The following is a 20,419-nucleotide window of genomic DNA, read 5'->3' on the forward strand; positions in this document are numbered from 1 at the left end:
CGAGCAACACACCGGTTACCGCATCGATCGCTCGGACAGCATATGTGTTGTTTGCTGTCGACGGGCCCCGTGGTTTCGGTTCGTCTCTTTCGGTTATGGACAGGGCATTCAAACTGGGTCCCCCAAATTTGTTTGCGGGTGCAAGCGCGGCGCCGACCCCACAGGCAGAACAGGCGTGTGGCAGGTTTCCGCACGCCCCGGCTTGCTTAGTTGGCGGCATGCAGCGTCAGCGCAGTGATGCCTGCCGCGATATTGACGCCTTCTTCGGCCTGCAATGCGATCGGCTGCAGCGCAATAGTGCCGTGCAGACCACCGCCGAGCACCTTGGCGCCGACGCCAACACCGATGGCGGCGTCAGCCGTGATACCGGTATAGGTTCCAGACAGGGCAGCCTCATCGCGGGATGCGGGCGCGAAGACGAGCCAGGAGAGCTTCGCCTTGTTGATTTCGCCGATATCCAGGCCGAATTCAGTTATCGTGCCGGAGTAAGCCTCCTTGGCGGTGCCGTCGCTTGGCGTGAACACGCAGTTCATTTTCTGCTGCGATCCGACGATAACACCGAGACCGGCGGAAACGTCGCAATCGAGGCGTCCGGCTTCGACATGTTCAGCTGCCGTGGCGGAACTCGCGCCAAGACCGATCACAGCGACAAGGGCGAGAGAAGAGATCAGAGATTTACGCATAGGGGGTCCTTTCCAAATGAGGATCAGTTGAGAGTATGCGATCCTATGAAAGGAGCGCGCAGCGGTCGCCGCGGAGAAGAGCCAGCCATTTGGCGCGGTCGACAAGAGTGGGGGGCGCCTGGCCCAGAGATTGGACCAGGCTGGCTCAATTAACGCAGCCAGAAGGTGACGCTGCCGTCAGCAGCCTGCTGAGCGTTCACGATGTCATCGAGGATCGCGCCGCGGCGCACGAGGCGACGGGCAAGCGCCTTGTTGGATTCGATCGCAGCCTGGAGCTTCTGAACTTCCGACGCCGGCAGAGGGACAGCATTTGGGTTTCTGCTGTCACTGTCGCTGGCGCTGTAGTCATTGGTGTATTCAATGTTGAAGGGTTTATTGAAGGTTGTCAGGGTCTTTTCCAATTCCGGAGCCCAATTCATGCTGGCACTGTCGGCAGAATAGCTGGCCCCGGCAAACGACATTGTGGCGAGGGCTGCGGCGGCTGCAAGTTTCGAGACGCGATTCATAGCTTTTCCTTTCACTGTGGATGGTGAATGCCGCTGACGGATCGCCGGGCGGCATCTCGACCGCGTTTGAAGCGGTGAGAGAAAACTATGGGGTTAAGCAGGAAGGCGAAATCACACACAAGTCTCTGCGACCTAGACCAACGTTTGGTGTTTCGAGACACCGGCATGCCTTGTCGCAAGATGCAAACTGACAGTGATCTGAACCCTTCAAACTGGACCGTTTTTGGTTAGAGTTTTCCGGTGCATTTTTCTGGCTGTGAAAGGAACGGAAGTCGATGAAAGCATCGCAGTTTTCGGACGCACAGAAGGCGTTCATTTTGAAGCAGGGTGATGAAGGAGTGTCGGTGGCGGAGATCTGCCGGAAAGCAGGGATCAGCCAGGCGACCTATTTCAACTGGAAGAAAAAATACGCGGGCATGCTGCCGCCGGAGATGGAGAAGCTGAAGCAGCTCTAGGACGAGAATGCGCGGTGGAAGAGGATCGTCGCGGACCTGACGCTGGATCGTGAGATGTTGCAGGATGTCATTCGGCGAAATGTATGGTCGGCCCTGTCATTGCAAGGATTTCAAGTTCTGGCGATAGCAGTTTGCGTTAATGTATCCGGCCTCTCGCGAGTGGACTGCTGTTGCAGCCAGGCCCTGATGAGATCCGCACATTCTGTTTCCAAATAGCTTCTTCGGGCACGAAGCCCGCTTTCGACCAGGATTTACAGAATGTCGATCAACTGTCTCGTCATCACCCTCGAACCTTGCAATCTGTCCGGCCCCAACGGCCAGAAAGGCGATCCGGTCAAGCTGTGACCTGACGCAGGTACGTAGCCCCCGCCTTTGTCAGAACAACCCAAACGATACGGGCCAGCTTGGCAGCCAAAGCTACGGCCACCTTGTTAACGTGCATTCTCAGCCGCAAGGTATCGATCCAGACGCCAAGACGATCCTTTCTCCGATCGAGATGCAGCATGCATGACCGTGCTCCATGAATGATCAGGCGACGAAGTTATCACCGCGCTTATCGTATCGGGTTGCTACTGCACAGAAGTGTTTGATTTTGTTGCAAAACCTCTCGACTTCATTGCGCTTCTTGTAGAGTCACTGGTTGAAGAAGGGGATATTCACCCTGCTCGGCATGAGGCGGATGCAAGCCCATGCTCCAACGACCTTGAGTTCCCGCAGCAACCGGCCACTGTCATAAGCGCGATCGGCCAGAAGGGTGTTTCTAGCCTGAACAATCTCAAACATATCTGCTTGCGAGCGTCAGTCATGAACCTGGCCTGCTGTTAGTTTAAGCCGGGTTGGACGGCCGTCTTCATCGACCAAAGCATGGATTTTGGTTTTCAGCCCGCCACGCGAGCGACCCATTCGATTGGATCGCTCGTCTTTTTTTGACCGTTAGCGGCGTGTTGATGCACGCGAATCGACGAACTGTCGGTCATCTGGATTCGCCATCGTAAGCTTCCGTTATTGCGTTGAAAATAAGCGACCAATGACCCGCATGGCGCCATCAATTGAAGCGGTTTACGCAGGTACTATGGGGTCCGTATCGGGCTGGAATATTCGCTTAAGGCGCTCCGGTTCCTAGACTACAGAAGATACCATTCCGTACCACCCGGTCATAAACCCGGGCCTTGCCATGTACCTCACTCGGAAGAAGCGGTTCAATCAACGTCCATTCGAAATCCGTCAAATCAACGAGTGCCATCAATGCCTCCAAATCATGAGGCCAATGAATCACAATTGCTTAAAAAAACGGATTTTATGGGTATGTGATTTAGTCCTCCACCGTAGGCGGAAGTTTGCTTCCCTCATAAGAAAATGCGCGACCCCGCGGTGGATCGCGCATTCCTAACCACGCCTTCGAACATGAACCCTTTTGTGGGGGTAGCTGGCATGATGCCCTCACGTCGGCGACGACAAGCAGAACGTGGATTGAGCCAGCGCAGTATTGCGCTCGCTTACCAGCCGTAGCCGGGTCCGAATGGACCGTCAAATTCTGGGAAATCAGGCCCCCAACCGGACCAATCCCAGTTTGCGTCTCGATAGGTCTGCGCGGCCAGAAGCTGCCGATCGGCAATCCGCTCCTGCTTCTTGGTTGCCTGGTAGGAACCGTAGGCTTTCTGGGTTCCGACATAGAGGCAATTGCAATTGACCGGATCGGCATAGACGTAGCTGACGGTATTCCCCTTGCTACGCATCAGGAATTTGTTCGGCGGCAGCCGCTTGAGCATCGCGACACGCGCCGACGTGTTTGCCGGCCGCGCAACGAAGCCTGCGGCTGCAAGGTCATTTTCCTTGTGTTGAACGCTTTCGGCGGACGTCTGGCATGCCGCGAGCGCCAGAGACAACGTGGTTGTCGCAATAATGGCGAAGCCAGTCCTGCAGTTGCTCGCGGCAAATTTCGTAAGGGGCATAGTTACTCTCCGGTTTGAATTGAACAGGGAGAAATTCGAACTTTCTTGCCGCGCAGGAAATCATACCTGTGGTCAACCAGCCCATCCCTTCGTATGGCCGCCCGCTCAGCGGCTGGCGAGCGACAGACCCGTCACCCCAACGGCAAAGTTGAGGCCATGTCCCTGAAGTAGGTAGGGTCGGAGCACAACACCGCTGCCGTCGCTTTTCTTCAACACGATGGCATGGCCTGGCATATTGAGTTCGGGGCCGGCCGGGGAGGCGCTGTATGACCCGGCAAAATCGGCGTTCGGGGCTGCGCCGAGTACGAGCCAGGTCATATGACCGTCGTCGACCTCCGCGGCATCAATAGCGACATCGGTTATGCGACCATCGTAACGGGTCGCCACACCATCGGTGGCAGAGAAAAAGTCGCAGACGACATTTTCCTTCGCGGCGACCGGCGTGTCCCCATTCGAGGTGACTTCACATCTCATCGTTCCGGCAGGCTGGTCGTCAACTGTCTGTGCGTGACTCATCTGGGCAAACGATGCCGTGGATATCAGGACGACTGCAATTCTCAAGGACATACGGCTCATCGAGCTCTCCGTTTTTTGGGGTTGGAATGCGCGCATCCAAAAAACTAGCCCCGGGGCGCCAGCGCAAACATCATCCCTACATTTACTCGCCCCCTACATGGGTATTGATCATCCGCCTCGGAGGCAGATAGGGCTGGCGCGGACGTCCACCCCTTACCTATGTGCAGGGGTAGCTAGACCAGCGCATAGATTACGCTCCATCACGCTTCCGGTATCTTTTTATAGAACGCGCACATTGACGGCATCGGGCACGAAGACTGCTTGCCGGTCGCGCCCTCGTCCCTGGAAATCGGAGCGCAATATGAAGTCCTCACATGGCGACAGTCGGTACAGTGTCAAAATGCATCACACGATGGCATTGCTCGGAATCTTGGGCGCCTCGGTCGGGGTAGTCGCGATCTCGGCGATTGCTCTGGAATTTCTGCCCTTACCGGCTTTTGCCTTAGACAGGCCACCAGTAGGTGTGCCGGTAGAGGTTACAAACCCAAAGCGGGAAAACGTGCCAGTTTATCTCAATAGCCTTGGCTTCGTTCAGTCAGAAAACACTGTCAACATCACGCCACAGATCAGCGGACAGTTGGAGAGCGTCAGCTTTGTCGAGGGCCAGCAGGTTCACAAGGGTGATCTGCTGGCCGTCATCGACCCTCGTCCGTTCCAGGCGGCAGTCGATGAAGCCGCGGCCAAGACTGCGCAGGATCAAGCCAATCTTGCCAATGCTCAATATCTGCTGGAGAAAGACACGAGACTCGCAGGTCAACAAATCGTCACCCAGGAGGAACTGGAACAGCAGCGGGCTCAAGTAAACGCGCTCAGCGCTCAGCTACAGCAGGACCAGAGCGCCAAGGAAAACGCCGACATATCGCTGAGCTACACTCAGATACGATCACCCATTGATGGTCGCACTGGCATTCGGCAAATCGACCCCGGCAATCAGGTTTCCCCAAGTGGTGCGACCCCGATCGTTACTATTACCCAAATGGATCCGATTTCTGTGATCTCGACATTGCGCGAGGGCGATCTTGAAAAGGTTAAAAGCGCTTTGGCTGCCGGACCGGTCGAGGTCAGGGCGTTGTCAATGGACATGACAACGGAGCTCGGGAGCGGCGATGTCCTTCTGATCGACAATGAGATCAATCAGGACACCGGCACGATAAAGATCAAATCTACGTTCGCCAACCCGCAGGCAAAACTCTGGCCGGGCCAGTCCATCTCTCTACGTATCCTTCAAAAACTCCTTCCTGACGCCCTCACGGTGCCGTCCGCTGCGCTGCAACGCGGACCGGATGGCTACTTCCTCTACGTCGTAGATTCCGATGGGAGGGCGCAGGTGAAGAATGTAACAGTCGGGCCGATCGAGGAACATTTTGCCATGATCGCAAACGGTTTGGCGGCAACCGACGATGTCGTTGTGACGGGACAATACCGGCTTTCCCCAGGTACCGCGGTGGACGCGACGCCCGTTGCAGCCCCAACCGCAGCGAAGGAGTAGCCGATGTCGATATCCTCCTGGTTCATCAAGCGGCCCATCGCCACCTCGCTGTTCATGGTCGCTCTCTTTGCGGTCGGGGTCGCTGCCTATCCCTTCCTGCCGGTTGCGGCATTGCCACAGATTGATTTTCCGACGATCCAAGTCTCGGCGCAATTACCTGGTGCGGACCCGCGCACGATGGCCACGTCTGTCACGCAGCCGCTTGAAAGGCAGTTCGCACAGATCCCCGGCGTGTCGCAGATGACTTCCACTAGTACGTTGGGAAGCAGTTCTATCATCCTGCAATTCGATCTCTCGCGCGACATCGACGGCGCAGCACAGGACGTGCAGACCGCGATCAACGCTGCGGGCGGCCAACTGCCGACAGGTCTGCCCTCTCCCCCCACCTACAGGAAGGTAAATCCGGCCGACCCGCCGATCATGATCCTTGCCCTGACCTCCGCCGAGATCCCCCTGACGGCCGTCGACGACTATGCAGAAAATGTGCTCGCCCAGCATATCAGCCAGCTTAGCGGAGTCTCGCAGGTGGTCGTTTTTGGTCAGCAGAAACCGGCGATACGGGTGCAGGTCAACCCGTCAGAGATTGCAGGTCGAAACCTCGGTTTGGAAGACGTCCGAAGTGCAATCTCAACACTTTCAACCGATGCGCCGAAAGGCACCATTCAGGGGGCCTCGCGTACCTATACGATCTACGACAATGACCAGTTGCTCGACGCAGAAGGTTGGAACGAAGCGATCGTTGCCTACAAGGGTGGCGCTCCCGTTCGAGTCAAGGACATAGGTCAGGCCGTCAGCGCGCCTGAGAATATGCAGCTTGCAGCATGGGCGAATGGCAAGCCGGCGATCCTGCTGCCGATCTTCAAACTGCCAGGCGCGAACGTGATTGACACGGTGGCGGCTATAAAGGCCGCCATGCCGCAGTTGAAGGCGATTTCGCCCGGTGCGGTCGACATCTCGATCCTCAGCGACCGTACCGAAACCATCCAGGCATCGGTTCTGGATGTCGAGACGACGCTTGCGATCACTATTGGCCTCGTCGTTATGGTCATCTTCGTCTTCTTGAGAAGCTTCTGGGCGACTGCTATCCCTAGTGTGACCGTGCCTTTGGCGCTGATGACGACTTTGGCGCTGATGTATGTCGCCGGCTTCAGCCTGGATAACCTTTCACTCATGGCATTGAGTATTGCGATCGGCTTCGTCGTCGACGATGCGATCGTCATGGTCGAGAACATCCAGCGCCATATCGAAATGGGCAAATCGCCGCGCGTGGCGGCATTCGATGGGGCAGCCGAAATAGGCTTTACGATTGTCTCGATCAGCGCATCTCTGGTTGCAGTGTTCATACCGCTTCTCCTGATGGGCGGTCTGGTCGGCCGACTCTTTCAGGAATTCGCACTCACGGTAACGATGACGATCGTTGTGTCAGCAATCGTGTCACTGACAGTCACTCCAACTCTGGCTGCTCGTTTTCTGGAACCCGAAGTGCAGGCTAAGCGTGGCCCGATATTCATGGCCTTCGAGAAGGGCTTTGACGCACTGCTTGCCGGCTATCGCCGAACGCTGGATCTGGCGTTGAGATTTCATGCCCTTACCTTCTCGGTATTCCTCGCCTCGATGGTCGCAACTGCTATTCTCTTCATCGAGATCCCGAAGGGATTTTTCCCGACCCAGGACACGGGATTGCTGATCGGTCAGCTAGAGGCGTCTCAAGACATATCATTCGCCCAGATGGTTCGACTGCAAAAGCAGGCGGGCGCCATCATACAAAGCGATCCGGATGTCGCGACGATCGGGATGGCGGTCGGTGGTGGCGCCGGGACAACGGTCAATATCGGCCGGATGTTCATCACGCTAAAACCCCACGACCAGCGCACGGCATCAGCCAGCGACATCATTCGCCGGCTCAATCCGAAGCTGGAGCAGATGAACGGCGCCCAAATTTTCCTGCAGCCGGCCCAAGACATCAATGTTGGTGGTCGCGCATCGGCAACCCAGTATCAATACACTCTGCAGGACGCCAGCGGATCAGAGCTCGATGAATGGGCAGGTAAACTGCTTGCCAAATTCAAGACAGTTCCGGAATTGGCAGATGTCGCCTCTGACCAGCAGAATGGCGGCGCGACGATCACGCTTGCGATCGACCGCGATCAGGCTGCGCGTTTCGGCATCGAAGCACAGACGATAGACAACACGCTTTACGATGCCTTTGGTCAGCGCCAAGTCGCCCAGTTTTTCACTGACGTCAACAGCTACCACGTCGTCCTGGAGGTCAGTCCCGGCTTCAAGGACAGTCCGGCGGCCATCGATGGTCTTTACATCAAATCGCCGCTGACTGGCGAGCAGGTTCCGCTTAGCCTTCTGGTGAAACAGTCGACGGGACCAACTGCGGTTCTTGCCGTCACACATCAGAGCCAGTTCCCGTCCGTGACGCTGTCATTCAATCTTGCGAAAGGCGTGGCGCTCAGCCAGGCCGTTAGTGCCATCGGCACCGCGCAGAACCAGATTGGCACGCCAGCATCATTGACAGGCACCTTTCAGGGTAATGCGCAGGCCTTCCAGTCGTCATTGGCAAGCGAACCGCTTCTGGTGCTTGCCGCGCTTTGTGTCATCTACCTCATTCTGGGGGTGCTTTATGAAAGTTACGTCCATCCGGTAACAATCCTCTCAACGCTTCCCTCGGCCGGGCTTGGGGCACTTGCGATGTTGTGGGGCTTTGGCTTCGACTTCACAATTATCGCATTGATCGGGGTGATCCTTCTGATTGGTATAGTGAAAAAGAACGGCATCTTGATCGTCGACTTCGCGCTCGAAGCTCAGCGGGACTTGGGATTGACACCACAAGAGGCGATCCGCCATTCCTGTCTTCAGCGCTTTCGCCCGATATTGATGACGACCTTTGCGGCATTGCTCGCGGGCGTCCCGCTGATGTTGGGACATGGTACCGGATCAGAGTTGCGCCAGCCACTCGGCTACACGATTGTCGGGGGCCTGATCATCAGTCAGTTCATGACGCTCTATACAACACCGGTTGTCTATCTCTATCTCGAGCGGCTTAGCCATCTGTTTGGACAAAAAAGTCCCTTATCTCAGCAGCCCAAGCCACGCGAACAGCAATGATGCGGCATTCTCTTTGAACGAACGGCAATCTGTGGTGCGCGTCTATAGCACCTATGCTTCTGTATAGCTTCGGACGTCCCCTTGAGCTGCTAGGCTTGCCAACGATCAACTGTGGAGACCCCCGATGACGAAAAAGCGCCCAGACGGCATTAAGGCATATAATGAACCGGCAGGCGGCTGGGGAGCTCTGAAAGCTGTTGCCGAGACGCTCGCCAGGCAGCAGGTGGTTGCACAAGGCACGGCAACATTGCTGAAAGCGAACCAGCCTGAAGGTTTCGACTGTCCCGGCTGCGCCTGGCCCGACCCGAAACATACCTCGTCGTTCGAGTTTTGCGAAAACGGTGCAAAGGCGATCACCTGGGAATCGACTGCCAAGCGCGTCAGCCCCGATTTCTTCGCCGACCATACGGTTGCCGAGCTTTGGAAATGGACCGACCACGAGCTGGAAAACCAGGGGCGGCTGACGCACCCGATGATCTACGATGCAAAGATCGACCGCTATCAGCCAATCGAATGGGACGAAGCCTTTCGCCTTATCGGCAAGGAGTTGAACACCCTCGAAAGCCCGCATCAGGCCGAATTCTACACATCGGGCCGCGCCTCGAACGAAGCCGCTTTCGTCTATCAAGCCTTCGTGCGTGCCTTCGGCACCAACAATTTCCCAGACTGTTCGAACATGTGCCACGAGGCGACCAGTGTCGGACTTCCGGAATCGATCGGTGTCGGCAAAGGAACGGTCACGCTCGAAGACTTCGACCACTGCGATGCGATCTTCAGCTTCGGGCACAATCCGGGCACCAACCATCCGCGCATGATGACGACTCTGCATGAAGCGTCGCGTCGAGGCACGCCGATTGTCGTCTTCAATCCGTTCAAAGAGCGGGCGCTCGAGAAATTCGCGGCCCCCCAGGATCCGATCGAGATGGCGACCTTCTCCTCGACAGAGATCGCATCCGCCTATCATCAGGTTCGCACCGGCGGCGATCTCGCGGCACTCAAGGGCATGATGAAACTTATCTTCGAACGGGACGCCGCTGATCTCGCAAAGGGCGGACCAGGTGTCCTCGACCGCGCCTTCATAGCGGAACACACCCTTGGCATCGACGAGTTGCGCCGTGACGTCGAAGAGACCAGCTGGGACCAGATCCTGTATTATTCCGGCCTCTCGCGTGCTTCAATTGAAAGCGCGGTAGACGTCTATCTTAAGGCCAAGAATGTCATCCTCTGCTATGGCATGGGTCTCACCCAGCATGCGAACGGAACGCATAACGTTCAGCAGGCCGCAAATCTCCTGTTGCTGCGTGGTAATGTTGGGCGCAAAGGTGCCGGGATATGTCCGGTCCGCGGCCACTCGAACGTCCAGGGCGACCGGACTGTTGGGATTACTGAAATTCCCAATGCAGCACTTCTCGACGGCATGGAACGTGCCTTCGGATTCCGGCCGACGGGCGATAAGGGCCACAATGCGGTCGAGGCAATCGAAGCTATCGCAGAAGGCCGCTCTAAAGCGCTGATCTGCCTCGGGGGCAATCTCGCGGTCGCCATGTCGGACCCGACGGTGACCTTTCCCGGTATGCGCAAGCTCGATCTTGCCGTCCACATTTCGACGAAGCTGAACCGGTCGCATCTTTTGACCGGAAAGACCTGCATCGTTTTGCCATGTTTCGGCAGGACCGACCTCGATACACAGGCGTCAGGACCACAATCCGTGACGGTCGAAGATTCCATGTCAATGGTGCATGCCTCGCGCGGTTTCCTCAATCCACCAAGCCCTTTCCTCAAATCCGAACCCGCTATTCTGGCTGGAATCGCCCAGGCAACGCTCGGGGATAAATACGGGATCGACTGGGCGGGGATGATCGATAATTACGACCGGATCCGTGACAAGATCGAGATCGTTTTCCCCGACTTCAAGGATTTCAACAGGCGCGTGCGTGTACGTGGAGGTTTCAGGCTTAACATTCCTGCTTCACATCGCGAATGGCGCACTACGTCCGGAAAGGCGAATTTCCTGATTTCCTGCGGTCTGGACGAGGATCCGAGACTGAAGGATCCCGAAACGCTTGTGCTGGCCACGATGCGTAGCCACGACCAGTACAATACGACTGTCTACGGACTAGACGACCGATATCGAGGCGTCTTTGGCCGGCGCGATGTCATCTTCATTAGCGCTGCCGACCTCAAGGCTCGCGGCCTGCAGGACGGCGATCGGATCGACGTGGTTGCGGTTACCACAGGACCGGAGAGGTCGGTTCGCGGATATACTGCCGTCGCCTATGACCTTCCCCAAGGTTCGGTCGGCGGCTATTATCCGGAAATGAACGCTGTCGTCGCCCTGACCCATTACGATCACAAGTCCGGAACACCAGCCTACAAGGGCGTTCCGGTCAAGATCTTTCGCTCCCAGACTGGCTAAGAAGGAGAAGCGACCTTAACATGGCTTGAGGAGGCAATGGAAATACTGATATTATGATCGCCTCTCGAACCTCCTATGCGGTCGTCTACATCGTCGACGGCGATCGTTCGATGCGTGAACCACTTGTTGATCTGTTCACGTCGATATCGATGGACGCCCTTGCCTTTGGGGATACCGCATCCTTCCTCGCGGCCGCCAGATCCGGGGCGCGGTGCATCCTGTTTGATATTCGACTGCCGCATGTCGACGGGCTCGAATTGCAGGCACATCTCAATGCCAAGTGAAACAAGATGTCGAACATCTTCATGCCGGCTATGGCCACCTCCCCATGACCGTGATGGCCATAAAGGCAGGGGCATCCGACTTCATGACGAAGCCCTTTGGAGAAAAGGCTCTCCTGGATGCCGTCTCCGTAGCACTTGAGCGCGACGCCGAAATCCGCAGAGGTGACGCTGACCTAGAGGCGGCGGCGGCGCTTTAAGAGACCTTGACTGCCCGCGAACAGGAGGTGATGCAGCTTGTGGTCCGCTGGCTCATGAACAAGCAGATAGCCTTTGAACTTGGGATCATGGAAGTCACCGTCAAGCTCCATCGCGGCAACGTGATGCGCAAGATGGACGTGCGATCATTTGCGGACCTGGTGAGGATCGGTGAGGCGCTCGGCTACGGAAAGTAGCCGTGATCTAGCCTTGTTGCGCCTGTACCCAGCAACGCTAAAACGTTACCGTCAATGAGGCACCACGCGGCTCGGACAGGTGAATATCTCGAAGTCCTCTCCTCGGGCGAGGGCGATGAGCGTTACGCCGGCGGCCTCGGCGGTGCGAATGGCAAGGGCAGTGGGTGACGAGACTGCGATCAGTACAGGACAGCCGAGCATCACGGTTTTTTGGACCATCTCCACCGAAATCCTGCTCGTTACGACGACCGCTCCCCGGTGGGGATCCACGGCTGAACGGATCGCATGTCCGCAGAGCTTGTCCAACGCGTTGTGCCGACCCACATCCTCGCGCGCCGCGACCAAACCTATCTCCGGAAGGTACAAACCCGCCGCGTGTACGGCTCTGGTTTCCCTGTGAAGTTTTTGAGCGCCGTACAGCTTGGCAGTCGCGGCAACGACCGCTTCATGGCAGATCTGGAACCGGATGGATGAAAGGTCCGGCAACGTCCTCATCGCCTGATCGATCGACTCGATCCCGCACAGTCCGCAACCGACAGGCCCGGCCATGTTGCGTTTGCGTGCTCGCAACATTTCGTTGACGTCATCCACCAGCGAGATCTGCAGATCGATGCCCAGGTCTCCTTCGACAATATCGACAGAGCGGATTTGGGAAATATTCTCGATAACACCTTCCGTCAGGCTGAAGCCGATACCGAAATCCACAAGGTCGTCCGGTGTAGCCATCAACACGGCGTGCGATGAGCCACCATAGGATATCGCGATCGGGACTTCCTCGGGCACACAGAGAACGCTGTTTCTTTCTGTCCATTTATCCCGGATCGAGCGTGTCAGCATCGATTGCAGGGTCGGCCTCAGAAACGTCATCGAACTAGCACCTTCAAAGTATCAGACTTTGCGAGCATTCTCTGGAGGGTGCGTCGGTGCATCGACAGTCGGCGGGCAGTTCGCGAAACATTGGCTCCACATGAAATCAACACCTGTCGTATGTGCTCGTCACGCACTGCATTCGGGCCTTGGAGGCATTCGATCCGGGTCGAGCATCTCAAATCTTTCTCCAGCAGAATTGCCAGAACAAATTCGACTGACATGGGCTTCGGCAGAACATCTGCCGCTCCGGCTCGTGTCATGGCAACAGCTGTCGGCACACTGCAATACGCGCTGTGGACGATCGTTCTGCAACCGGGATGATGGGCCGCAAGCAGTCGTAACACGTCATGTGCTTCACCATCGTCGAACACCAGTTCAGTCACGCAGAACGATATCCTCGAGGAGAGGATGTGGGCAATAGCACCCTCGATATTCCTTGCGATGAGAACCTGAAAACCACCATGGACCGCCTTCTGGACCATGTCGGATTCCGGTGCCTGGGCAGGGTCGACGATAAGAACCGTCAGACGCTCGCAGGCCCCGATCAATACCTTGCCGAAAAGTTCTTCTGCCATGCGGGTCAATCTCCGATTATGATCGAAGGTTACGGAGAACGCCGAGATATCTAAACTATACGTTGGGTTAGGTCGCACCATACGTGTTGGCGGATCAGATGGAATGACCATGATTTCGCAGGCTCTAATGACGGTGGCAGAACGACAGATTTGCCTTGTAATTCAGGTGTTCCCGCGCGGTTTCCGAAACTCGATCCGCTCCTACACTCATGTATAGTTACAGCTCCCTGCAGCTTGGTCTAGCGTTCTCGGAGTTGTGCCGCTGTTGACGGCATCCAGATCTCTTCAGCTTGAGAACAATGACGTCGGCGATCTCAATCTCTTCGAAAAACTACCGGCGAGCATGCCGCCGGCATGGAGAGGATCGTCACGTTCACAAAAGGAGCCGCGGTGAAAGTCTCTATCCTTGAACAATCGACCTTGTCGGAACACGGGTCCCCATCGGATGCAATCCAAAACACAGTCTGGCTCGCGCGTGAAGCGGATTACCTCGGTTACGAGCGGCTTTGGCTATCCGAGCATCACAATATGAGCATCCTGCAAGGATCATCACCGGAAGTCCTCTTGGCGGCGATCGGTTCGAAGACGGACCGCATCCGGCTCGGTTCCGGCGGCGTGATGTTGCCTAATCATTCAGCCTACAAGGTCGCCGAAAATTTCCGGGTTCTCGAAGCGCTGTTTCCAGGTCGTGTCGATTGCGGGATCGGTCGCGCAAGCGGTGGCGATCCTTATACGACCGCCCTCCTCAATCCGCCCGAGGGGATCGAGTTCAGCCAGCAAGTTGGCCAGCTGGAGCGGTTTTTCCATGATGAACATCAACGCTCGACTGCAATGCCGAAGGTCAGTGGCGCTCCGCCGCTTTGGCTTCTCTCTGCGGGCTCGCATCCCGACAGCGGCCGTATGGCGTCGGAGAAGGGCATGGGTTTGGCAGTCGCGCTCTTCATCAACCCAACGGCGACGCGGGAGGCTGTTGACCAGTATCGCCGCAGCTTCAAGCCGTCGCTCGAATTCCCGGAACCGCGTGTTCTGATCGCCCTCAACTTCATCGCCGCTGACACCACCGAAAAGCTCGAGCAGTTGAAGAAAGCCTCGGACTACTTCCGTCTGATGCGCGACAGCGGTAACTATCCGAAGTCGGTCCCCTCGCCCGAGACAATGGATCAGGTAGAATTTTCGCAAAGCCAGAAGGCCTATCTCAAGCAGATCGCCAACCGCGAGGTCATCGGGCTGGTCGATGATGCGGTCAAGGAAATCGGCGAAAGGGCGGCAGCTTACGATGCGGATGAGGTCATGTTGACGACGATGTGTTTCGACATCGAGGACAAGATCCGTGCTTTCCACCAGGTTGCCAACCGGATCGTGAGTTGACGGTATGAGCCAAAAACTAACCCTTTCCGTCTTGGACATCGGCCCGATCCGCTCGAACCAATCGGCAACGGACTGCTTCAATTCTATGATCGAGCTCGCAAAGCATGGCGAGGTCCTTGGCTACAATCGCTATTGGCTTGCCGAACATCACAATGTCGCGGCGGTCGCGGCCAGTCACACTGCCTCGCTCGCACCCGTCATTGGCGCCCACACCAAGCGTATCCGGATCGGCGGCTGCGTTCTACTGGCACACTACCCGCCGCTTTTGGTCGCCGAACAGATGGGCATTGTGGAGGCCTGCTATCCGGGCCGCGTCGACCTCGGCATCGGCCGATCGACCGGTGCAGATTGGGCAACCAGTTCCCTGTTACGCGGCGACACGGAAACGAAGTCAGACGAAGCCATGATCAGCGATCTCACCAATTTACTTGCTCTGAACCGGCCCGAAGGTTTGACGGTTGCGCAGGACGGTCGAGAATTCACTTTCCAGGCAGTGCCAAACGCGACCGGCGCACCAGCCCCCTGGATCCTCGGGACCTCCTGGTATTCCGCCCAGCTAGCAGCCGAACTCGGCCTTCCCTATGCGTTCGGCTACCACATTCGCGCCGAAGGCGCGAAGGAGGCAATCGCGCTGTATCGGGAAAAGTTCAGGCCGAGCGCCTACCTTGCTGAGCCGCGCGTGTTGGTGTCCGCGATTGTGGTGATTGGGGAAACTGATCTGGAGGCCGAGCGGCTTGCCAGGCCTCAACTCTTCTTCATGTCCTCTTTCCGCTCTGGTGAACCGGTGAAATCGCAGATGCTTGTCGAAGAAGCCGATGGCGACGAATTTCCAGCTCATCACGAGAGGCTCGTTAAAATGTTCCGCAGCTCCTGGATCATTGGGTCGCCGGATCACGCCGCAAAGGCTGTAGCCAATCTTGCGGCCGATCTTGGCTGCTCGGAGATCATGATCAATCCGGTCGCGGCAGCCTATTCCTCACAGCCGAAAGACCGGGCGCCAAACCGCGAATTCACCTTGGCAGCACTTGCCGAGCGCCTTTCATAGGAATAGCCGAAAGGTACCAAACCAAAAGCACCGCGCTCATGCTTCGAAATGGCCAGGTCAGGTGCTTTTCTTTTTGACGGTGGTGTTGAGCGGGATAGTGCTATACGCCAAGCCGTACGCGAATTTGGCGCACCGCGTCCTGGTCGCATGGCCTATTGCATTCGCTCGTCACGGCGCCGTTCGGCCGCGATTTCCTGAAGGTCGAGATCCTGCTCGATATTCTTCATGATCCGGTCAGAGACCTGACCAGCCCGATACATTTTGAGAATCTCGGAGCGACCCATACGGATCGCATAGAGGGTGGCATCGAAATGGTCCGTCGACAAAGGACCTCGCAGTTCCGGCGCGGTGTCGAAATGGGGGCTAACTTCTACACTGAAGAGGTCACGATCGGATACTCGCGGCCGGCGGCGCGTTCGCGTCTCACGGCAGTGGTCAAGCATCGCCTGGTACTGGATCTGTGCAACCTTCTTTCGGATGGTCCCCTCGTCCCTGGCCAGCTGCGAATTGCTTTTCAGGCTGACAGAGGGAAATAGCTTGACGAGCAGGGGCAGAGTGGTTCCCTGAACAAGGACGGTGACAAGGATCACACCGAAGGCCGACGCAAGAATGAGGTCGCGCCCTGGAAAATCCATCGGCAAGGATAAAGCAGCCGCAAGGGTAACCACGCCCCTCATCCCCGCCCAACTGACAATCATCGTCATCGGAAGGGACGGCGGATATTTGGGACGGATACCGAGCCGTGAGAGGACGGTCCATACCACATCCGAGCCCACGAGCCAGATGAACCGCGCTGCTATGACTGTTGCGACGACAGCAACCACCGGGAGCCCGAGTGTCTGAAGACCGTCGCCGACGTTTTCGAAGTGCCTAAGAGCCTGTCGCAATGAAAGCCCAATGAGGATGAACAGCAGGGATTCAAGAAGAAAGACAAGGACCCGCCAGAAGGACTGGGCACGGATCCGGGTCGCAGCCGAGAAAATCTCATGCTGCTGCCAGCCGAGCATCAGTCCCGTCGTGACCGTTGCTAGCACGCCTGAGAACCCCAGTTGTTCAGAGGCCATATAGGAAACGGCGGCAAGCAACAGAGTGCCGGTGACTATCAACTCGCTGTTTCCGAATTTCCTCAACAGTCTGAGCGCCACCCATCCAAGGCAGAACCCGACCACCACACCTCCGATGGACACTCGGAAGAAGGTTTCGAGGCCGACGGGAGCGTCAAAGGAACCGCTGCGGACGGAAGATATGGAGAAATGAAACAGGACAAGCCCACTTGCATCATTGACGAGGCTTTCGCCCGTCAGAATGGTTGTCACTCTGTTTGGAAGCCGCAATCTTTCGAGGACAGCCTTAGCGGCGACGGCATCGGGTGGAGAGACGATGGCGCCGAGCGCGAAAGCAGCAGACCAGGGAATACCCGGCTGTAACCAATGCACCACATAGCCAACGGCAACGGTTGTGAACGCAACTGCACCAACCGCAAGCGAGGATATAGCCGCTAAATACTGTTTGAAGTCGAGCCAAACCGTTTGATACGCGCTGCTGAGCAGGAGCGGTGGTAGAAAGACAACCATCACGAGGTTGGGATCCATGGCAACGACGGGGATGCCGGGGATGAAGGCGATGGCGATCCCTCCGCCGATAAAGGCGGCGGCCGGCGGCAAGCGCAGGCGACGTGCTGCCAACGCCAGTCCGAGGACGGCCATCAGCAGCCCGATCAGGAAATCATACTCAAGTTCGATGGACATGTCGGCAGTCTCGCAGATCATGAGGCATGCTGACGGGGCAACCGTCGCGAAGATGGTTTGCTCGGAGATGGCGTAACGACCTGCCCGCCCAGAACCCGCAGGCTATGCTGAGGATATGCGCGCAACGACGTGCAGTATCTGTCTCTGGCATACCGGCGGATTTGCCTGATCTTGGCGGCCTCTGAAGACGACCAACCCAAAGCGTTTTGGGTTCATATAGACCGGACCTGGAACGGGTTAGTTCCGCGAGTTGTGCATCAGATTTGCACCTAGCGCACACCCATTTCCGCGCCGCGTAGAAATTCCATGTATCGGTCACGGCCATGGAGAATTCCTTTTGTACCGAGGCGGGCAGCAACAGCACTGGACCAGCCGACAGGAGCCATGCCCTGCTTGCCCTGGAACTGGTTCATGACGTCGTCATAGGCAGAGATTTCCTGCCGTCCTGCTATCCGATAGACCTCCTCGTGAACCACGACATCCTGAGGCAACCGCGGCTTGATGTCCGTATCATGTGCCGGATGCGGGCGACCGACGACAAGACCCGTCACCGGAGCACAGCGCTTTGGTAATTGCAGCAGTGACGCAAGAACGGCAGCATTGTTGCGCACCGCGCCGATGAAACAAGTTCCATAGCCAAGCGCTTCGAAGGCCAATGCTGCATTCTGCGCAGCGATGCAGGTATCAACTGTGCCCAGCATCATGGATTCGAAATAGTCGAATGCCTCGAGGGGCGTATCGTAGGCCTGACCGATTGCATAATTGCGGCTCTGGTCGGCAAGCCACACGAGCATGAGCGACGCTTCCTCGATCTGCCCTTGGTTACCGCATAGCCGGTTGACCTCGCGCTTGTGCGCGGGATCGCTTATCTTGATAACGCTCCAGCTCTGCAGGTTCGATGATGTCGCCGCTGACTGGGCAGCCGCGATCGCGGTCACGATGTCGGCTTCCGCGACCGGCTCTGATGTGAAGCGCCTGATGGTTCGATGCATGAGCATGTGATCGACTACGACATTGCCGGTCCGAACCTGCTCGTCAGTTTCTCCGTAGCGATCGGCAACCGCATCTGCGACAGGGCGGCCATGTTTGACCGCGTAGTTTCTATAGGCGTCCATATCTACCCTCGTTTATCCTTATGCGATGACCACATCCGCTCGGTCGGACCCGTGAGATAGCCTCCACCGCATGAGATATTGCCGGAGAAATCAGTCTTCGTTGTCAATAGTCAGGACGATCTTGCCGAAGCCGCCACCCGCTTCCATCGAGCGGTGCGCTTCAGCAGCGCGAGCGAGCGGAAAAGTCTGGCTGATGACCGGACACAAGCGACCATCCTCGAACATTGGAAGACCATCTTTGGCGAAACGCTGCACCATTGCGCGCTTCTCCTGGGCACTGCGTGACTTCATCACTGTACCGATGACCTTCAAGTGATTGTGGAGGACCAGCCCGAGCGAAATATCGGTATTATCCTGTCCGCTTAGCAGACCGACCTGGACCAATCGCCCACCTGGACGAAGGCTGCGCAGGTTTGGACCGAGATAGTGGCCACCCACAAAATCGACGATCACGTCTACGCCCTGGCCGTCCGTTGCTTCGCGAATACCCTGCTCGAAGTCCTCCGAATTATAGTCGAAGACCCGTCGAGCGCCCAGCGCTTCGACTTCTGCTCGGCGCGATGCCGACGCAGTCGCAAACACACGGGTTCCAAGCGCGCTTCCAATCTGAACGGCCGCCGAACCAATGCCGCCTGCTGCGGCATGGATGAGGACGGAGTTACCTGGAGCAATCTCGCCCAAATGGACAAGCGCTTCCCACGCCGTGACAAAGGATTCCATGATCGCCGCAGCTTCGACGAAACCGAATCCCTCGGGAACCGGCACAGCCATAAAGCGATCAACCCGAGCGTATTCGGCATAGGCGCCGCCGCCCACGATAGCCATGACCCGGTCGCCCGGCGCGATGCCAGTAACATCTGAACCGATGGACACGACTTCCCCCGACAACTCTAATCCCAACAAGGCACTCTCTCCATAAGTTAAGGTGCCGTAATAGCCTTGGCGCTGAAGGAGATCGGCGCGATTGACACCGAGCGCTTTGACCTCGACGAGGAGGTCCCCTGGGCGTGGCTCCGGCTGTGGAACGTCGGCTAGGCGGAGCACATCCGCCTTGCCGAACTGATCATAAACGATCGCCTTCACTCTGCAGCAACCTTGACGGCGGCCTTGGCAAGCGCTTTGCGAGCGATGCTTTCGGCAAACTTCGGCGTTTCGCGGTGATTGTGATCGCCGCCTGCTGCCTGACGAGCTGCTGCAGCATCTTCGAAGGACTGGCCATGCTGTTCAATGAACGCCATGAACGCCTCGGTCGGGTGGCATGTAACCTGATTGGTGTAGCGCGTACGGTTGCCCTCGATCGATTCTGCCTTCAGCTCCCAGATCACGTTGACCTGCGTGCGCTCACCGGTCGGGGTGAAGACGTCGGAGATCGAGTTCATCTTGCAATAGGACGGGGTGGCTTCATCAGCGACATAGTGCTGGATGACGAGGCCGGTCCCAATCTTCTCGACATTGATCGACATCTTGCGGCCATCGTCGGTGAAGGTAGCACCGCAGGCGACGTGGTCCGGCGCGCAGCAACGCTGATATTCTGCTTCTGGGAGATTGAAAAGCCAATCGGCGATGTCGATCTGGTCTAGCGGGACGTCGATGTCGTGTGAGTAAGCGGAGAACGATAGCAGCTTGTCGGTAAGAACTTTCATGGCTTTTTCCTTTCGGTCTGATTTCGGCACCCAAAAAACCAGGACTTTGCTGGCAGTGTTCGTGGCGCTCTGATAATGATCGTCTTGAGCAAACCGTTGTCTGCTCTGGGATCAAAGTGGCATCGGGGGGAGCGAGCCTCAATTATACGGATAGGTCTCGGCCCTATCCTTTGGTCTTGGTCCTC

General features: G+C 57.1%; 15 protein-coding genes and 4 pseudogenes. 7 read left to right on the plus strand and 12 right to left on the minus strand.

Annotated features, from left to right (window positions below; genetic code table 11):
* Window positions 1-206 precede the first annotated feature (206 nt).
* The gene (locus tag ASD46_RS25345) at window positions 207-683 is read right to left on the minus strand and encodes a DUF992 domain-containing protein (RefSeq protein WP_060642939.1); all 477 of its coding nucleotides are present in this window, start codon (window positions 681-683) and stop codon (window positions 207-209) included.
* 149 nt (window positions 684-832) lie between these two features.
* Complete coding sequence (locus tag ASD46_RS25350) at window positions 833-1,189, minus strand: hypothetical protein (RefSeq protein ID WP_060642940.1); 357 nt, start codon at window positions 1,187-1,189, stop codon at window positions 833-835.
* A gap of 275 nt (window positions 1,190-1,464) precedes the next feature.
* Here ASD46_RS25350 and ASD46_RS25355 point away from each other — a divergent pair.
* Window positions 1,465-1,722 (plus strand): annotated as a pseudogene (locus tag ASD46_RS25355) (transposase); the annotation flags it as partial.
* A 256-nt stretch (window positions 1,723-1,978) separates the two neighbouring features.
* On the opposite strand, the pseudogene ASD46_RS27880 reads toward ASD46_RS25355, so the two are convergent.
* From ASD46_RS27880 to ASD46_RS25370, 4 genes and pseudogenes are all read right to left on the minus strand, one after another.
* Window positions 1,979-2,185 (minus strand): annotated as a pseudogene (locus tag ASD46_RS27880) (IS110 family transposase); the annotation flags it as partial.
* Window positions 2,173-2,887, minus strand: a pseudogene (locus ASD46_RS27255) (IS5 family transposase). The pseudogenes ASD46_RS27255 and ASD46_RS27880, both read right to left, overlap by 13 nt.
* 253 nt (window positions 2,888-3,140) lie before the next feature.
* Complete coding sequence (locus tag ASD46_RS25365) at window positions 3,141-3,596, minus strand: hypothetical protein (RefSeq protein ID WP_060642941.1); 456 nt, start codon at window positions 3,594-3,596, stop codon at window positions 3,141-3,143.
* Window positions 3,597-3,701: 105 nt separating this feature from the next.
* Window positions 3,702-4,172, minus strand: a complete 471-nt coding sequence (locus ASD46_RS25370) for a DUF992 domain-containing protein (RefSeq protein WP_060642942.1) — start codon at window positions 4,170-4,172, stop codon at window positions 3,702-3,704.
* Window positions 4,173-4,473: 301 nt separating this feature from the next.
* Between ASD46_RS25370 and ASD46_RS25375 the strand changes: the two genes are divergently transcribed.
* From ASD46_RS25375 to ASD46_RS25390, 4 genes and pseudogenes are all read left to right on the plus strand, one after another.
* Window positions 4,474-5,661: an efflux RND transporter periplasmic adaptor subunit gene (locus ASD46_RS25375; RefSeq protein ID WP_060642943.1), complete on the plus strand. Its 1,188-nt coding sequence runs from the start codon at window positions 4,474-4,476 to the stop codon at window positions 5,659-5,661.
* 3 nt (window positions 5,662-5,664) lie between these two features.
* The gene (locus tag ASD46_RS25380; protein WP_060642944.1) at window positions 5,665-8,778 is read left to right on the plus strand and encodes an efflux RND transporter permease subunit; all 3,114 of its coding nucleotides are present in this window, start codon (window positions 5,665-5,667) and stop codon (window positions 8,776-8,778) included.
* A gap of 124 nt (window positions 8,779-8,902) precedes the next feature.
* Window positions 8,903-11,194 (plus strand): FdhF/YdeP family oxidoreductase, encoded by a 2,292-nt coding sequence (locus ASD46_RS25385; protein ID WP_060642945.1) that lies wholly within the window; start codon window positions 8,903-8,905, stop codon window positions 11,192-11,194.
* Window positions 11,195-11,247: 53 nt separating this feature from the next.
* Window positions 11,248-11,870: pseudogene (locus tag ASD46_RS25390) on the plus strand (response regulator transcription factor).
* Between the two features lie 51 nt (window positions 11,871-11,921).
* On the opposite strand, the gene fdhD reads toward ASD46_RS25390, so the two are convergent.
* Together fdhD and ASD46_RS25400 are read right to left on the minus strand one after the other, a co-directional pair.
* A complete protein-coding gene (fdhD, locus tag ASD46_RS25395; RefSeq protein ID WP_112191887.1) occupies window positions 11,922-12,707 on the minus strand; it encodes a formate dehydrogenase accessory sulfurtransferase FdhD in 786 nt (261 codons plus the stop codon).
* Window positions 12,708-12,733: 26 nt separating this feature from the next.
* A complete protein-coding gene (locus ASD46_RS25400) occupies window positions 12,734-13,315 on the minus strand; it encodes a response regulator transcription factor (protein WP_060642947.1) in 582 nt (193 codons plus the stop codon).
* Between the two features lie 354 nt (window positions 13,316-13,669).
* Here ASD46_RS25400 and ASD46_RS25405 point away from each other — a divergent pair, with 354 nt between their 5' ends.
* Both ASD46_RS25405 and ASD46_RS25410 read left to right on the plus strand, forming a co-directional pair.
* The gene (locus ASD46_RS25405) at window positions 13,670-14,683 is read left to right on the plus strand and encodes an LLM class flavin-dependent oxidoreductase (RefSeq protein WP_060642948.1); all 1,014 of its coding nucleotides are present in this window, start codon (window positions 13,670-13,672) and stop codon (window positions 14,681-14,683) included.
* A 4-nt stretch (window positions 14,684-14,687) separates the two neighbouring features.
* Window positions 14,688-15,728 carry an MsnO8 family LLM class oxidoreductase gene (locus ASD46_RS25410; RefSeq protein WP_060642949.1) on the plus strand — a complete coding sequence of 347 codons (1,041 nt, stop codon included), beginning with the start codon at window positions 14,688-14,690 and terminating at the stop codon, window positions 15,726-15,728.
* A 152-nt stretch (window positions 15,729-15,880) separates the two neighbouring features.
* Here ASD46_RS25410 and ASD46_RS25415 read toward each other — a convergent pair whose 3' ends face one another.
* The 4 genes from ASD46_RS25415 to ASD46_RS25430 all read right to left on the minus strand — a co-directional run bounded on the left by ASD46_RS25415 (window position 15,881) and on the right by ASD46_RS25430 (window position 20,234).
* Entirely contained in the window at window positions 15,881-17,476 is a 1,596-nt protein-coding gene (locus tag ASD46_RS25415) for a Na+/H+ antiporter (RefSeq protein WP_323455152.1), read from the minus strand.
* Between the two features lie 269 nt (window positions 17,477-17,745).
* Window positions 17,746-18,591 (minus strand): nitroreductase family protein, encoded by an 846-nt coding sequence (locus tag ASD46_RS25420; protein WP_060642950.1) that lies wholly within the window; start codon window positions 18,589-18,591, stop codon window positions 17,746-17,748.
* Between the two features lie 90 nt (window positions 18,592-18,681).
* The gene (locus ASD46_RS25425; protein ID WP_060642951.1) at window positions 18,682-19,674 is read right to left on the minus strand and encodes an NAD(P)H-quinone oxidoreductase; all 993 of its coding nucleotides are present in this window, start codon (window positions 19,672-19,674) and stop codon (window positions 18,682-18,684) included.
* Window positions 19,671-20,234: a hypothetical protein gene (locus tag ASD46_RS25430; RefSeq protein ID WP_060642952.1), complete on the minus strand. Its 564-nt coding sequence runs from the start codon at window positions 20,232-20,234 to the stop codon at window positions 19,671-19,673. The genes ASD46_RS25425 and ASD46_RS25430 overlap by 4 nt, the downstream gene beginning before the upstream one ends.
* Window positions 20,235-20,419 lie beyond the last annotated feature (185 nt).

Source organism: Rhizobium sp. Root491 (assembly GCF_001427205.1).
Classification (GTDB): Bacteria; Pseudomonadota; Alphaproteobacteria; order Rhizobiales; family Rhizobiaceae; genus Agrobacterium; species Agrobacterium tumefaciens.

What these genes read in the sequence shown, in the direction of transcription:
- fdhD (WP_112191887.1), bottom strand. Translation starts at nt 12,707, where the DNA reads ATGCTGACACGCTCGATCCGGGATAAATGGACAGAAAGAAACAGCGTT.
- ASD46_RS25410 (WP_060642949.1), top strand. Translation starts at nt 14,688, where the DNA reads ATGAGCCAAAAACTAACCCTTTCCGTCTTGGACATCGGCCCGATCCGC.
- ASD46_RS25415 (WP_323455152.1), bottom strand. Translation starts at nt 17,476, where the DNA reads ATGTCCATCGAACTTGAGTATGATTTCCTGATCGGGCTGCTGATGGCC.
- ASD46_RS25365 (WP_060642941.1), bottom strand. Translation starts at nt 3,596, where the DNA reads ATGCCCCTTACGAAATTTGCCGCGAGCAACTGCAGGACTGGCTTCGCC.
- ASD46_RS25350 (WP_060642940.1), bottom strand. Translation starts at nt 1,189, where the DNA reads ATGAATCGCGTCTCGAAACTTGCAGCCGCCGCAGCCCTCGCCACAATG.
- ASD46_RS25430 (WP_060642952.1), bottom strand. Translation starts at nt 20,234, where the DNA reads ATGAAAGTTCTTACCGACAAGCTGCTATCGTTCTCCGCTTACTCACAC.
- ASD46_RS25345 (WP_060642939.1), bottom strand. Translation starts at nt 683, where the DNA reads ATGCGTAAATCTCTGATCTCTTCTCTCGCCCTTGTCGCTGTGATCGGT.
- ASD46_RS25405 (WP_060642948.1), top strand. Translation starts at nt 13,670, where the DNA reads ATGGAGAGGATCGTCACGTTCACAAAAGGAGCCGCGGTGAAAGTCTCT.
- ASD46_RS25370 (WP_060642942.1), bottom strand. Translation starts at nt 4,172, where the DNA reads ATGAGCCGTATGTCCTTGAGAATTGCAGTCGTCCTGATATCCACGGCA.
- ASD46_RS25420 (WP_060642950.1), bottom strand. Translation starts at nt 18,591, where the DNA reads ATGGACGCCTATAGAAACTACGCGGTCAAACATGGCCGCCCTGTCGCA.
- ASD46_RS25385 (WP_060642945.1), top strand. Translation starts at nt 8,903, where the DNA reads ATGACGAAAAAGCGCCCAGACGGCATTAAGGCATATAATGAACCGGCA.
- ASD46_RS25380 (WP_060642944.1), top strand. Translation starts at nt 5,665, where the DNA reads ATGTCGATATCCTCCTGGTTCATCAAGCGGCCCATCGCCACCTCGCTG.
- ASD46_RS25375 (WP_060642943.1), top strand. Translation starts at nt 4,474, where the DNA reads ATGAAGTCCTCACATGGCGACAGTCGGTACAGTGTCAAAATGCATCAC.
- ASD46_RS25400 (WP_060642947.1), bottom strand. Translation starts at nt 13,315, where the DNA reads ATGGCAGAAGAACTTTTCGGCAAGGTATTGATCGGGGCCTGCGAGCGT.